General features: G+C 56.8%; 17 protein-coding genes. 8 read left to right on the top strand and 9 right to left on the bottom strand.

All coding sequences use genetic code 11. The annotated features are described in order from the left end of the window. Window positions 1-24: 24 nt before the first annotated feature. From ACR3FC_RS10520 to ACR3FC_RS10495, 6 genes are all read left to right on the top strand, one after another. The gene (locus ACR3FC_RS10520) at window positions 25-453 is read left to right on the top strand and encodes an Lrp/AsnC family transcriptional regulator (protein WP_480474766.1); all 429 of its coding nucleotides are present in this window, start codon (window positions 25-27) and stop codon (window positions 451-453) included. Between the two features lie 102 nt (window positions 454-555). Then, complete coding sequence (locus ACR3FC_RS10515; protein ID WP_480474765.1) at window positions 556-1,224, top strand: transglycosylase SLT domain-containing protein; 669 nt, start codon at window positions 556-558, stop codon at window positions 1,222-1,224. 69 nt (window positions 1,225-1,293) lie between these two features. Beyond that, window positions 1,294-3,321 (top strand): flagellar biosynthesis protein FlhA, encoded by a 2,028-nt coding sequence (gene flhA / locus ACR3FC_RS10510; protein WP_480476880.1) that lies wholly within the window; start codon window positions 1,294-1,296, stop codon window positions 3,319-3,321. Next, window positions 3,318-4,091: a flagellar biosynthetic protein FliR gene (locus ACR3FC_RS10505; RefSeq protein ID WP_480474763.1), complete on the top strand. Its 774-nt coding sequence runs from the start codon at window positions 3,318-3,320 to the stop codon at window positions 4,089-4,091. Before flhA ends, ACR3FC_RS10505 begins: the two co-directional genes overlap by 4 nt. Next, window positions 4,088-5,176, top strand: a complete 1,089-nt coding sequence (locus tag ACR3FC_RS10500; protein WP_480474762.1) for an EscU/YscU/HrcU family type III secretion system export apparatus switch protein — start codon at window positions 4,088-4,090, stop codon at window positions 5,174-5,176. The genes ACR3FC_RS10505 and ACR3FC_RS10500 overlap by 4 nt, the downstream gene beginning before the upstream one ends. Continuing rightward, a complete protein-coding gene (locus ACR3FC_RS10495) occupies window positions 5,173-5,556 on the top strand; it encodes a hypothetical protein (protein WP_480474760.1) in 384 nt (127 codons plus the stop codon). The genes ACR3FC_RS10500 and ACR3FC_RS10495 overlap by 4 nt, the downstream gene beginning before the upstream one ends. A gap of 34 nt (window positions 5,557-5,590) precedes the next feature. Here ACR3FC_RS10495 and ACR3FC_RS10490 read toward each other — a convergent pair whose 3' ends face one another. Genes ACR3FC_RS10490 through ACR3FC_RS10450 form a run of 9 tightly spaced genes read right to left on the bottom strand, consistent with a single transcriptional unit; the run spans window position 5,591 to window position 10,129 of the window. After that, complete coding sequence (locus ACR3FC_RS10490; protein WP_480474759.1) at window positions 5,591-6,091, bottom strand: flagellar basal body-associated protein FliL; 501 nt, start codon at window positions 6,089-6,091, stop codon at window positions 5,591-5,593. A gap of 9 nt (window positions 6,092-6,100) precedes the next feature. After that, window positions 6,101-6,832 (bottom strand): flagellar basal body L-ring protein FlgH, encoded by a 732-nt coding sequence (gene flgH / locus ACR3FC_RS10485; RefSeq protein WP_480474757.1) that lies wholly within the window; start codon window positions 6,830-6,832, stop codon window positions 6,101-6,103. Further along, the gene (gene flgA, locus ACR3FC_RS10480) at window positions 6,832-7,248 is read right to left on the bottom strand and encodes a flagellar basal body P-ring formation chaperone FlgA (protein ID WP_480474755.1); all 417 of its coding nucleotides are present in this window, start codon (window positions 7,246-7,248) and stop codon (window positions 6,832-6,834) included. Before flgA ends, flgH begins: the two co-directional genes overlap by 1 nt. Continuing rightward, entirely contained in the window at window positions 7,248-8,033 is a 786-nt protein-coding gene (gene flgG / locus ACR3FC_RS10475; RefSeq protein WP_480474753.1) for a flagellar basal-body rod protein FlgG, read from the bottom strand. The genes flgA and flgG overlap by 1 nt, the downstream gene beginning before the upstream one ends. A 21-nt stretch (window positions 8,034-8,054) precedes the next feature. Beyond that, window positions 8,055-8,765, bottom strand: a complete 711-nt coding sequence (locus ACR3FC_RS10470; protein WP_480474751.1) for a flagellar hook-basal body complex protein — start codon at window positions 8,763-8,765, stop codon at window positions 8,055-8,057. Next, window positions 8,765-9,037, bottom strand: coding sequence for a flagellar biosynthetic protein FliQ (locus tag ACR3FC_RS10465; protein ID WP_480474749.1), 273 nt, complete (start codon window positions 9,035-9,037; stop codon window positions 8,765-8,767). Before ACR3FC_RS10465 ends, ACR3FC_RS10470 begins: the two co-directional genes overlap by 1 nt. 4 nt (window positions 9,038-9,041) lie before the next feature. Then, on the bottom strand, window positions 9,042-9,332 hold the full coding sequence (fliE, locus tag ACR3FC_RS10460; RefSeq protein ID WP_480474747.1) for a flagellar hook-basal body complex protein FliE: 291 nt from the start codon (window positions 9,330-9,332) through the stop codon (window positions 9,042-9,044). An 11-nt stretch (window positions 9,333-9,343) separates the two neighbouring features. Further along, window positions 9,344-9,730 carry a flagellar basal body rod protein FlgC gene (flgC, locus tag ACR3FC_RS10455; protein WP_480474745.1) on the bottom strand — a complete coding sequence of 129 codons (387 nt, stop codon included), beginning with the start codon at window positions 9,728-9,730 and terminating at the stop codon, window positions 9,344-9,346. A gap of 12 nt (window positions 9,731-9,742) precedes the next feature. Next, window positions 9,743-10,129: a FlgB family protein gene (locus tag ACR3FC_RS10450; protein WP_480474743.1), complete on the bottom strand. Its 387-nt coding sequence runs from the start codon at window positions 10,127-10,129 to the stop codon at window positions 9,743-9,745. Between the two features lie 87 nt (window positions 10,130-10,216). On the opposite strand from ACR3FC_RS10450, the gene ACR3FC_RS10445 reads away from it, so the two are divergent. Both ACR3FC_RS10445 and ACR3FC_RS10440 read left to right on the top strand, forming a co-directional pair. Continuing rightward, window positions 10,217-11,554 carry a FliI/YscN family ATPase gene (locus ACR3FC_RS10445; RefSeq protein WP_480474742.1) on the top strand — a complete coding sequence of 446 codons (1,338 nt, stop codon included), beginning with the start codon at window positions 10,217-10,219 and terminating at the stop codon, window positions 11,552-11,554. A gap of 88 nt (window positions 11,555-11,642) precedes the next feature. Further along, entirely contained in the window at window positions 11,643-12,482 is an 840-nt protein-coding gene (locus ACR3FC_RS10440) for an OmpA/MotB family protein (protein WP_480474740.1), read from the top strand. Window positions 12,483-12,523 lie beyond the last annotated feature (41 nt).

The following is a 12,523-nucleotide window of genomic DNA, read 5'->3' as shown; positions in this document are numbered from 1 at the left end:
GACTTGCCGCAAACCGGAGCCCCAATGGACCAGCTTGACCGTCGTATTATCGCCGCCCTGCAAGCCAATGCACGTGCCTCGACCACGCAGATCGCGGCCTCGCTGGGTGTGGCCCGCACGACTGTGCATGAACGGATCAGTCGGCTGGAACATCGCGGCGTAATCACGGGATACACCGTGCGCCTTGGGTCCACGGAAGACACGCCTAAAGTGCAGGTCATCGTTATGCTGGAAGTGCAGCAGAAGGAAACCAACCGAATCCTTAAACGGCTCGAGGCCTATCCCGAGGTCAAACTGTGCCTGTCGATCAATGGCGAATTCGATCTGATGCTGACCGCAGATGCCCCGAGGCTGGAGGATCTGGACATTCTGGTGGACGATCTGGCGAAGATCCCTGGCGTCCTGCGCACCAATACAAGCGTTGTTTTCGGGCGCAGGATCGACCGAAATTGAGGCCGCGATAACCCTCTGTAAACCGATCGGTGTCTAGCTTGGCCGGGAACACCAGAATCCCGGACCGGCAGAATGCCAATTCACAGAATACCGATTGCTTTCATGATACTGCATGTGCTGTTGGCGCAGGCGGGTACCGCCATGCACAATGTGCCAACAGGCGGGCTTTGTGATCAGGCCGCGCGCCGTGCATCACTGTCCGAAGATGTTCCGCTGGATGTACTGCGCGCCATAACACGCGTTGAAACCGGGCGAACAGTTGGCGGAATGTTGCAGCCCTGGCCCTGGACTATAAATGTCGAAGGCCAGGGGTATTGGTTCAAGTCCGAGGCCGAGGCCAAGGCCTATGTTTTCGATATTTTCAAAGCGGGCTCTCGTAGCTTTGACGTCGGGTGTTTTCAGGTCAATTATCGATGGCATGGCAATGCCTTCCGCTCGATCGATTCGATGTTCGATCCGGATGAAAATGCGACCTATGCTGCCCGCTTCCTGAAAGACCTTTATTTCGAGCTTGGTTCGTGGTCGGCTGCGGCCGGGGCCTACCATTCCCGCACGAATGCTCTGGCCAAGGCTTATCGTGGTCGGTTCCAGACAGTGATGGCCCAGTTGGACAACCCGTCCTCGTACGGGTTTTCTGGTAAGTCACTCGATCCATTCACAAGGGCCGCAGCGCCCTTGATTGCGATGCTAGTGGCCACACCCGCCACCACTGCCCTGGGCTCTCTGGTCCCGACCAATAGCACAACAACTGCATTCATCCCTTTCAATTAGGATACCTGCGTGCCCCAGTTTGACATCCGGCCCCTGTTTTCACCTACTGTCCTGTTGGCAGTGGCGCTGATGACCGTCATCGTCATGATGATCCTGCCCATGCCCGCCTGGGTGCTGGACGTCGGGCTAGCCGCCTCTTTCGCGCTTGCCATCCTGATTTTCACGCTGACGCTGTTCATCGAGCGTCCGTTGGATTTCTCATCCTTCCCAACGATTCTTTTGGCATCGCTGATGTTGCGCCTGTCGTTGAACGTCTCGTCAACCAAACTGATCATCGGTCAGGGGCATACCGGACCCAACGCAGCGGGTGACGTGATCGAAGGGTTCGCCAATTTCGTCATGGGCGGCAGCATCTTTCTGGGTCTTGTTGTATTCGGCGTGCTGCTGATCGTGAATTTCATGGTCATCACCAAAGGGGCCGCCCGTATGGCCGAGGTCGGTGCGCGCTTTGCCTTGGACGGGATGCCGGGCAAGCAACTTGCCATCGACAGCGACATGTCAGCCGGGGCCATCGACCATCAGCAAGCCAAGGATCGGCGGGAACGCGAACAGCAGGAGACAACGTTCTTCGGCTCGCTCGACGGTGCGTCGAAATTTGTCAAAGGTGATGCCGTTGCCGGTCTTCTGATCACTCTTTTGAACCTTGTTATGGGTTTGGTCATGGGGGTGATCGTGCACGGAATGCCGGTGTCTTCGGCGTTCGAGACATATGCAATCCTGACCGTCGGTGATGGTCTGGTCTCGCAGATCCCCGCTGTTATCATCTCGATTGCCTCTGCATTGCTGCTGGCGCGCGGCGGAACACAGGGTGCCACTGACAATGCCATTTTCTCCCAACTCGGGCGGCATCCGGCGGCGCTGTCTACCGTGGCAGTTCTGATGGTCCTGTTTGCGCTGGTGCCCGGCCTGCCTTTCCTGCCGTTCATCCTCGGTGCAGCTGTGCTTGGATATGCGGCCTACAGAATTCGGAAAAAGCAGAAAGAAACGGACCCGTCATTGCATTCGCAGGCGACCGAAACCGAGGTGCCTTTCTCGCAGGCTATTGGTGATATTCTGGATCTGGATGACGTGCACCTTGAATTCGCACCTGATCTGGTAAGTCTGGTGCTGAATCCCGGGACCGGGTTGGATGCCCGCATCGCCAATATGCGCACCTACGTGGCGTCCACCTTCGGATTGATCCTGCCCGAAATTCGTCTGACTGATCGAGCCGACCTGCCAACCGGAACCTATGTGATCAAGGTTCAGGGGGTCGAACAGGCGCGCGGCGTTCTGAACCCCGATCTGGTTCTGGCTCTGGTTCAGGACGGGTTCGATCTGTTGCCCGAAGGCAACGACGTGACAGAGCCGGTTTACGGCGCGCCTGCCCGTTGGATCCTGCCCAAACATCAGGAGGACGCGGCGTTGAACGGGGCCACCATAGTCTCACCGCCCGAGATCCTGGCAACGCATCTGCTTGAAATTATCAAACAAAACTTTTCACGCCTGCTGACCTTGAAATCCCTGCGCCGCCTCTTGACCGAAATGACCCGCCTGAGCGACCCGGTACGGGCTGAGGCAAACCGCAAGCTTCTGGATGAATTGATCCCCGACAAAGTTCCGATCGACACATTGCACGCCGTTCTACGACTACTTTTGGAGGAACGGGTTTCGATCCGGAACATGGCCCTGATCCTTGAAAGTGTGGCCCAGGCACGGCTGACAACCACCCAACCCGAAACCATTTGCGAATTGGTGCGCCAGCGTCTCGGATTTCAGCTGGTCGCAGACATGAAGCGCGAAGACGGTTCAATCCCGCTTATCCAACTGGCTCCCGAATGGGAGGAAACGTTCACCACCTATCAGGTCGACGCGCCCAGCGCCGGGTTGGATGTCGCACTGCCGCCGAACCTGTTTAACAAGCTGGCCGACGGCATGGTCAGCAGTATCGCCAGATCTGCTGATAACGGTCTGTTTCCTGCAGTCGTGACCTCGACCCGGCGACGCCGATTGTTGCGTACGATCATGTATGCGCGCGGCATTTCAAACCCGGTTCTTTCTTTTGAGGAGATCGGATTGGAAGCCAAACCCGCGCTGGTAGGAACTGTTCCCGCGTGATCGCTTTGCCGCCAGAGTTGTTGACGCAGCTGGCCGAACCGCTCTGGCAGGTCTTTGCGGTGTTTCTGCGCGTCTCTGCTTTGGTTTCACTGCTGCCCGCTTTCGGCGAGCGCAGCATTCCAACACGGATGAAACTGGGGATTTCCGTCGCCTTTACCCTGATCATTTTTCCGGCAACCCAACCTTTCGACCTGTCCCCCAGCCTCAGGACGCTGGGACGGTTGGTTGGGACAGAAATCCTGATTGGACTGGCGCTTGGAACAGGGTTGCGGCTGTTTGTTTTGGCGCTGCAAACCGCCGGATCCATTGCCGCGCAATCCACGTCATTGTCGCAATTGCTGGGTGCAGCGGCCGCTGATCCTGTTCCGGCGATGGGATATCTGCTGACGATCGCGGGGATAACGCTTGCCGTCATCATGGGCTTGCACGTTCGGGCCGCGCAATTCCTGATCCAGAGTTATGCCTTATTCCCCATGGGGTTGGCACCAAGCTCGGCAGGCTTGTCCCATTGGGGTGTGCAACAAATCTCACGCAGCTTTGGGTTGGCCTTCTCGCTGGCAACGCCATTCGTTATCGCCTCGTTGATCTACAATCTTGCACTTGGGGTTATCAACCGGGCCATGCCGCAATTGATGGTCGCCTTTGTGGGCGCGCCAGCAATAACATTTGCCGGGCTGTTTCTGCTGTTTGCGGGCGCACCATTGATCGTCTCTGTTTGGTCTGACGCGCTGATTGCCTTCTTCATGAACCCGATCGGAGGCCAGCGATGAGCGGTGCCGATGACGACAGCGACAAGTCATACGAGCCGACGCCACAAAAGCTTCAGAAAGCTCGTGAAAAGGGTGAGGTTCCCAAGTCCAACGACTTGTCGGTTGTTGCGGCATATACCGGGCTGCTGGTCGCATTGTTGGCAGCAGGGCAGTACCCCGTCACGCAGTTGGGGAATCTGTTCATGGTCCTGATAGACCAATCCGACCAGATTGCGAACCTTCTGAACACCGGGCCTGCGACAGCGACGGTTGCCGGAATTCTGAGCGGCGCATTGCCACCCATTGCCGTGCTTTTCTGCCTGCCCGCGGTGGCCGTTCTGTTAAACCTGATTGCCCAGCGCTCACTGGTATTCGCCCCCAGCAAACTGAAGCCAAAGCTTTCGCGGATATCCCTTGTTTCGAATGCCAAAAATAAGTTCGGGCGCGGTGGCTTGTTCGAGTTCGCCAAGAGTACAACCAAACTGGCGATTTACAGCCTGTGCCTCGCACTTTTCATCAAATCGAACTTGGTTGAAATTCTGTCTGCCAGCGCGGCCTCTGCAAAGTCATCCATACTGCTGATGATGAACCTGTTGTTTCGCTTCCTGTTCATTGTGGTTGCCATCGCCCTGGGCATCGGCGTTATCGACTTTCTGTGGCAATACGCCGAGCACATGCGCAAGAACCGCATGTCGCGCAAAGAGATCCAGGATGAAACTAAGGACGCCGAAGGCGACCCGTATGTAAAGCAATACCGCCGTCAACGTGCGCAGGAAATCGCCTCGAGCCAGACGATGGCAGACGTTCCGGGCGCGGATGTTGTTATCGTAAACCCCACCCATTTTGCCGTTGCGCTGAAGTGGTCGAGGGCTACAGGCAGCGCACCTGTTTGTGTCGCCAAGGGTGTGGATGCAGTGGCCGCTTCCATCCGTTCCGCTGCAGCTCAGGCTGGCGTTCCAATCCATTCGGACCCCCCGACGGCGCGTGCGCTTCACGCAACTGTCGACATCGGGCAGGAGATCGCCGAAGAACATTATCGCCCTGTTGCCGCTGCAATCAGGTTCGCCGAAGCGATGCGAAAACGTGCAAAAGAGCAGATCCGATGAAGGACACTCAGCTAAGCGGGCTGGAAAAAATAGCCGACGTGACTTTCCAGAAGCAGTTTCAGACACTCCGCCCGATCCTCGAGGCCGAGGCCAGAATTCAGCACCAATTGGCGAAACTGGATCATCAGCTTGACCAGATGCGCAAAGCCAGCGGTTTAATCGAAGGATATCAGATATCGGGGGCCGACATTCTTTGGAATGGCTGGGAATCTGCCACGCGCCGCGCGTTGAATATGCGACTTGCCCAAACACGCGCTCAGAAACTTGCCGGTGTGGAAGCGCTCAGAATTGCATTTGGCCACAAACAAGCTATCGCAACCCTGCGGGAGCAGCAGCTGAAAAGCCATCGGCAGGCCGTTGTGCGAAAGCAAACCCGTTAATGCTGGCCGGATCCGCGCCGTGAAGCGACCTTCGTCAGGTATCTTGACGGTTCACGCTCATGATCAGCACTTTTGAAACATCTTCGCCCAGTTCTTTTTTCGCCACTTCCAACAAGGACTTACGCAAGACATCCAGATTCCGGGATTCTGTGAACGTCCCATCAAATCCCCCGGTATTTGCGTGATCAAACAGAACCTGAAGAAAGCCATCCCGCAGCTTGGGCTCAATGGAATAAAAAGTTTCTTCAATTGCTGTGTTCGCCTCAAGGCTGAGGGACAAAGTGACCATCGCTTCGATTTCGTCATCCCCAACCACCGGAACGACAAAATGTTTGGTCAACTTTAGATACCCATAGGCTGGCTTTTTTTCCTTGGACTTTTCAGACTTCTCGTGACCGGCCTTCTCTTCTTTTGCCACTTCTTTTTCGGCGGCTGTTTTGTCGGGCTTGCCCGAAGGTGACAGAAACAGCCCGGCACCGACACCCGCACCCAGGCCGACAATCAGGAAAACGACTGGAACCAATTTTGCAATCACGGTCGCACCTCAGAACGGCAAGAGTGAGTCAAGAACTTGCTGGCCGTATCGGGGTTGCTGAACATCCGTAATCTGACCTCTTCCACCATAAGACACTCGCGCCGAGGCGATCTTGTCGTAGGTAACTTCGTTTTGACGCGAGATATCCTGAGGACGCACATACCCGGCCACCAAAAGCTCGCGCAGCTCAAAATTGACCCGCAGTTCCTGCGAGCCGGAAATCGAAAGAACCCCGTTCGGCAGAACATCTAGGACCGTCGCGGCGACACGTAGCGTCAGTTTCTCGTTTCGCCTCACAGATCCCCGCCCGGAGCTTGAGGAATCCGCTTCGATTGACACAGCATCATCCAGCGATGCCCCGTCTGGTAGGTGCTTTTGTACGCGCTGGGGCAAGCCAAAGAGGCCAGGAACCTCAAGGTTTTCCGAGCCTGACCTGGACCGTCTGGTGTTGTTTGATATCTCAGCTTTTTCATCCAGCTCGATGACCACTGTCAGTATGTCACCTTTCTTGATCGCCCGCTGGTCGCCCAGCAACGATTGCTGCCCTCCGCTCCATAGAGATGAGCGGTCAACAGTGCGTTGTGGTTGCGTGTGCAAGGGCAGACCCGGCCACAGCATGGCAACCTGCTCGGGAGACTCTTCGCTTGGTGTAAAACTCGGCGGCTTGCCAAGATGATCCAGACGGCCACACGCGGCCAAAGACAAAGCTATAAGTAGAAGAGTTTTCGACAGTCCGGTCATCACTTAACCTCGACTTGACCATCCGCGCGGATTTGGCCGGTTACTGTTGTTCTGGACGACAGGTTCATGACCCGGATGCGGTCCCCGGCAGCACCGCGTCCCAAGGCGCGGCCTTCCGCAGTTATCGACAAGGCTTGGCGGTCGAATATCAGGACGACCAGATCGTTGCGGTCAACGATGGCGGGGGGTCTTGCATCAGTGATTCGGATCGGCCGGCCTGGATAAAGTGCCACCCGCGCCTCTTGCCCGATCAGAAAATCAGGGTCAGCCACTGCGCCGGGGACATCCGTCGGGCTTGTTCTCAAATCCGCTGCGGAAATGATTTCCTTGGCCCGGATCGTGCGTGTTGGAACCACAATGTCAGCCTGCGCTGCAATTGGAGCCAGTAGTGCCAAGTATATGCCGAGTCCTCGCATCATCGCACCTGCGTTGTCGCGCTCATCATTTGATCCACTGCCGAGATGACTTTGGCATTCATCTCATAGCCGCGCTGCGCCTCGATAAGTTCGGTTACCTCGCGCACTGCATCGACTGAGCTGTCTTCTAGATAACCCTGCCGCAATGTGCCCAACCCATCACTTCCCGGAGTTCCCAGCACCGGGGCACCAGATGCCTCGGTCTCCTTGAACAGATTGCCGCCAATGGCTTCCAGCCCCTTGGCGTTCGAAAAGCTGGCAAGGACAAACTCACCCAGCAACTGCCCCTCGGGAGAGTCGTCGAAATATGCGTAGACCTCGCCCGCGGCATTGATTGAAATTGACCTTGCGTCGTCGGGAACGGTGAGTTCCGGCGAAACCGCATAACCGTCGGAGGTGACAATCAGACCCTCTGCCGACCGCTTGAGGCTGCCGTCACGTGTATACGCGGACTGACCGCTGGGCAGCGTGACTTCCAGATATCCGCGCCCCTCGATCGCCACATCCAGATCACTGCCGGTGGCTGACAAAGCACCTTGTTCCAGTTGCACGGTAACAGCTGCGGGCCGCACGCCAAGACCAAGTTGAATACCCGTTGGCAATACTGTTCCGTCCGAGGCGTTTACAGTTCCGGCGCGCGCCATCTGTTGATAATGCAAATCGGCAAATTCGGCCCGGCGGGCGTTGTAGCCGGTGGTGTTCATGTTTGCCAGGTTGTTCGAAATCGTCTCGACCCGCATCTGTTGCGCGGTCATTCCGGTGGCGGCAATTTTCAGGGCTCGCATGTCAAACTCTCCTTATACCGTTCAGCGCATCAGCGCCTTGAGCGCCCCGCGCACGCGTTCGTCTTCGCTGTCAAGAAAACTTTGCCCCAGCTCATACGCGCGCTGGATTTCCACCAAGCGGGTCACCTGCTGAATGGCATTGACGTTTGAACCTTCGAGAAAGCGATGCAAAACAACGGGTTCATCAACCGGGTCTATCGCACCGTTGGCACGAAACCGCGTATTTCCTTCGCGGACCAGCTCCTGCGGATCAGTAACATTGAAAACGCCCAACTGGCCCAGAAACTGGCCGTTGACACTCAACGTTCCATCACTGCCGACATCAATCGAAGCTGCATCGGGCGGGATAAAGACAGGGGCACCGTTGGCATCCAGAACGCGTGCGCCATCCATCGCAACCAGATCGCCTTCGGCGTTTGGCGAGAAGCTGCCCGCGCGCGTCAAACGGTTACCATCCGGGGTTTCAACCATGAAAAACCCGTCCCCTTCGAGGGCGAAATCAAACTGCCCTCCGGTTTCCGTAAGAACGCCTTGTTGCAACGATGTGTTACGCGCCTCTGCCCGGCTCATGGAGAGGGACGGATTGTTCGGCATGTCCCGCACGTATTCCGAAAACACCAGCCCTTGCTGGCGATATCCGGTCGTGTTGGCGTTTGCGATGTTATTCGCCACCAGCCGCATTTCATTCATCAGCCCGGACTGGCGGGACAGGGTGACGTAAGCCGTGTCCATCAGCGGCCTCCTGCAATCAAGGGAACAAGCGTTCCGGTAAAAAACGCAACAAGGGTCTGAGTCATGAACCCCATCGAAATCCAGAACACGACGACAATGGCGATCAATTTGGGAACGAAAGTCAGGGTCATCTCTTGAATCGAGGTCAGCGCCTGGAACAGACCGACAATCAGGCCAGAAACCAGCGCCACGGCAAGGATCGGGACGGATGTGATGACCGCAACCCACAACGCCTGACGAACGATGTCATAAAAAAGCCCTTCGCTGAGCATCGGGTCAGACCGGCATTCTTAGGATTTCCTGATAGGCTTCGACCACTTTGTTGCGGACGATCACCGCGGTTTCTACCGCCAGTTCAGTCTGGGCCAGCGCCTGAACAAGTGCATGGGGATCAGCCTGACCGATCATCGCAGACTGAGATATCTGTTCGCTGTGTCTCAGCGTGGTTGCAAAGTCCTGAAAGGTCGCCCTCAATCCTTGTGCCGCCCCGCTATGATCGGGATCGGCCTGTGTGGCAGAGCGTGCGCCGGCATAATTCTGCGCGGCGTTGAGTGATCGGATATCCATTCTGGTTGTCCTTATTTTCTGAGCAATTCCATCAGCGACGACGACATCTGCCGCGTCTGATCAAACATCTTTAGATTGGCCTCATAACTGCGCTGGGCTTCCCGGGCGTCCGCGATTTCAATCATCAAATCGACGTTGGAGCCTTGGTAGTGACCACTTTCATCTGCCAACGGATGACCGGGGTCGTAGATGCGGCTCAGCGAACGCTGATCAAGCGTCACGAGGCCGGCCTGTACCATGTCCCCACCGTTCTTCTGCACGGTTTCAAAGGGTACAGTCTTGCGCCGATAGCCGGGCGTGTCTGCGTTCGAGATGTTTTCGGACACATGCCGCAACCGTGCGGATTGCGCGCGCAGGGCACTGGCTGACGCAGCAAGGGAATGGGAAAAATCGCTCATACCTGCCGCCCCTTATCCGCGACCCAAACTGGTGCGCAGAACGTCCATCGAGGATTTGTAAATCGCCAGCGCTCGGTCATGTTGTCGTTTGACATCGACCGATTTCAGCATCTCTTCCTCAAGCGACACGCCATTGCCATTGGGATCGCCTGATGGGACAGCTTCAACCTCAGCCCAGTTTTGCGCACCCATACTGCCGTGCAGATGGCCCGGCCGCGTGGCTTCCATGGTCACGTCATGCCCGGTGGTTTCGAAAGCTTTCTGAAAGGCCTCGATATCGCGCGGTTGATAGCCCGGCGTATCCGCATTGGCCATGTTTCGCGCAATGATCGCCTGCCGTTGCCCTGCATGGGTTGCCATTGCGTACGCTGTCTTAAAGACGTTCAGGTCATAGAACATCGGGGCTTCTCCCTCGATCAATTTCAATCAAGGCTTAACCCCGATTCCTTTAGAAACCGTTTTCAGAACTCAGTTGGAGACCCCACGATGTCTGATCTCGACCCGGTACTTCTGAAACACGAGCTCGACAGGATGACCGCAGTCCGTCACGTGGGGCTGGTCACCGGCGTCGCACAGGGTCTGATCGAGATCGGTGGATTGAACACGCATGCCCGGGTCGGGGATTTGCTGACATTGCGGCGGCGCGTCGGGTCCGATCTTGCGGGCGAGGTGCTTCATGTCAGTGCTGGCCATATCAAAATGCTTCCCAATGCGGCGCCCGACGGCGTTAGCCTGGGGGATCGCGTCTACCTTGACCCATCACCGGATTTTGCACCAGGATTGCACTGGCTTGGACGAGTAATCGACCCCTTTGGCAGACCCTTGGATGGAAAGCCGTTGCTGAGCGGCCCGCAGACACGCGATATCATACAGGCCCCTCCACCAGCCGTGGCGCGCAAACCGTTGGGGCAGAGGATGGGCACCGGTTTGTCGGTTCTCAACACTGTGTTGCCCGTCGTGCGCGGTCAGCGGGTGGGGTTGTACGCCGGGTCGGGTGTCGGAAAATCGACCCTGCTTTCCACACTGGCTAGGTCCATGCAGGCCGATGTCGTCGTAGTCGCGCTTATTGGCGAACGCGGACGCGAGGTGAATGAATTTGTCGCGCAGGCCATTGGCCCCGAAGCCATGAAACGCACGATCGTGGTGGCTGCCACCTCTGACCAGTCGGCGTTGGCGCGCAGGCGGTGCGCCTGGTCGGCCATGTCGATGGCTGAGTATCTGCGGGATCTGGGGCTGAACGTTCTTTTTTTGGCTGATTCTGTGACCCGCTTTGCCGAAGCGCATCGTGAAATTGCTGTTTCTATGGGGGAATCGCCGTCTTTGCGGGGATATCCACCCTCAGTCACACCCCTGATCGCCAGTCTTTGCGAACGCGCAGGCCCCGGAACCCAGGAACAGGGGGATATTACCGCAGTGTTCAGCGTTTTGGTGGCCGGTTCGGACATGGATGAACCCATCGCTGACATTCTGCGCGGCGTTTTGGACGGGCACATTGTGCTGAGCCGTAACATCGCCGAACGGGGACGTTTCCCGGCCATTGACGTCAGCAGATCAGTGTCGCGGAGCCTGCCAGGAGCCGCATCCGAGGCCGAGAACCAGATGATCACCGAAACCCGAAAACTCGTGGGCAGTTACGAGCAGTCCGAAGTGATGATCAAGGCCGGGCTGTATGCCGAAGGGTCTGACCCGCTGCTGGATCAGGCTGTTCGCATCCATGAGGAACTGGACGCCTTTTTTGCCAAACCAGAGTCTGAGGGAATCGAAAACAGTTTTGATCGCCTGTCATTGATACTGCGCCGTGCATCAATCAGCTTGCCACGCTAGGCGGAACTCTGAACAGTTTTAAGTATTAAGGCCACCTTAAGACCTGCTCTGCTAGGCAGATAGTCGGGTGATAATATAGGTGGTGGAGATGGGTGCGCAGACCAATGCGGCGCCAATCATCATCAAGAAGAAGCGTGTATCGGGTGGTGATGGTCACCACGGCGGGGCGTGGAAAGTTGCATATGCCGACTTTGTCACGGCCATGATGGCCTTCTTCATGTTGATGTGGCTGCTGAACGCGACAACTGAACAGCAACGCAAAGGATTGGCGGATTACTTCGCCCCGACAATCCCTCTGAGCCCCGAATCCGGCGGCGGAGACGGTGCCTTTGGCGGCGACAGTATGTTGTCGGAAAAGACGTTGCTGCGGGATGGTGCCGGGGCCAGCACCAAACACGCAACTGAATCCCGTCAGGCGCGCGGATCAACCGGTGTGAACGCCAACGGTGGTGGCAAAGGTGACACCGAAGACTTCTCGACGCTTGAAGCTCAGCTTTTGGGGCGAACCGGTGAAAGCGAGGTGTCAGATAAGCTTCTCAGGCATATCGTGACACGCGTCACCGACGAAGGATTCGTCGTTGAGCTATTCGATACGGATACCCAGCCATTGTTCGAATCCGGTTCCGAGAAACCAACCGGGATCATGCGGGCGCTTGCTTTGATCATAGCGCGTTCTTCGGATCTGGTGACCAACCCGATTGCAGTCACAGGCCATGTCAGCGCATCTCCTGTTGTGCAGGTTCGTAATACCGCCTGGGATCTGTCCACTGCCCGGGCGCAATCAGTCCGCCAGCTGTTACAGGACAAAGGCGTGGCGGCAAGCCGTATGGATCGCATCACAGGTCATGCTGACAGAAAACTCTTCACCGACAATCCGATGGCAGTTCGGAACAACCGAATCGAAGTGATACTTCTGCGTCGACCCTAAAGGATAGAACGCATTTTACCTGTTAGCGCGCTGTTAAGGGG

The sequence above is a fragment of the Ruegeria sp. AF3 genome, assembly GCF_056536285.1.
Note: the sequence above shows the minus strand (reverse complement) of the source record. Positions and strands in the feature narration are given on the sequence as shown.

Bases quoted from the DNA above. Each gene is read 5' to 3' on its own strand.
- ACR3FC_RS10450 (WP_480474743.1), bottom strand. From the start codon at position 10,129: ATGTTCTATGACCTGAACGTCTTTAAGACAGCGTACGCAATGGCAACC.
- fliE (WP_480474747.1), bottom strand. From the start codon at position 9,332: ATGGATATCCGATCACTCAACGCCGCGCAGAATTATGCCGGCGCACGC.
- flhA (WP_480476880.1), top strand. From the start codon at position 1,294: ATGACCGTCATCGTCATGATGATCCTGCCCATGCCCGCCTGGGTGCTG.
- ACR3FC_RS10445 (WP_480474742.1), top strand. From the start codon at position 10,217: ATGTCTGATCTCGACCCGGTACTTCTGAAACACGAGCTCGACAGGATG.
- flgA (WP_480474755.1), bottom strand. From the start codon at position 7,248: ATGCGAGGACTCGGCATATACTTGGCACTACTGGCTCCAATTGCAGCG.
- ACR3FC_RS10440 (WP_480474740.1), top strand. From the start codon at position 11,643: ATGGGTGCGCAGACCAATGCGGCGCCAATCATCATCAAGAAGAAGCGT.
- flgH (WP_480474757.1), bottom strand. From the start codon at position 6,832: ATGACCGGACTGTCGAAAACTCTTCTACTTATAGCTTTGTCTTTGGCC.
- ACR3FC_RS10495 (WP_480474760.1), top strand. From the start codon at position 5,173: ATGAAGGACACTCAGCTAAGCGGGCTGGAAAAAATAGCCGACGTGACT.
- flgG (WP_480474753.1), bottom strand. From the start codon at position 8,033: ATGCGAGCCCTGAAAATTGCCGCCACCGGAATGACCGCGCAACAGATG.
- ACR3FC_RS10500 (WP_480474762.1), top strand. From the start codon at position 4,088: ATGAGCGGTGCCGATGACGACAGCGACAAGTCATACGAGCCGACGCCA.
- ACR3FC_RS10470 (WP_480474751.1), bottom strand. From the start codon at position 8,765: ATGGACACGGCTTACGTCACCCTGTCCCGCCAGTCCGGGCTGATGAAT.
- ACR3FC_RS10465 (WP_480474749.1), bottom strand. From the start codon at position 9,037: ATGCTCAGCGAAGGGCTTTTTTATGACATCGTTCGTCAGGCGTTGTGG.
- flgC (WP_480474745.1), bottom strand. From the start codon at position 9,730: ATGAGCGATTTTTCCCATTCCCTTGCTGCGTCAGCCAGTGCCCTGCGC.
- ACR3FC_RS10515 (WP_480474765.1), top strand. From the start codon at position 556: ATGATACTGCATGTGCTGTTGGCGCAGGCGGGTACCGCCATGCACAAT.
- ACR3FC_RS10520 (WP_480474766.1), top strand. From the start codon at position 25: ATGGACCAGCTTGACCGTCGTATTATCGCCGCCCTGCAAGCCAATGCA.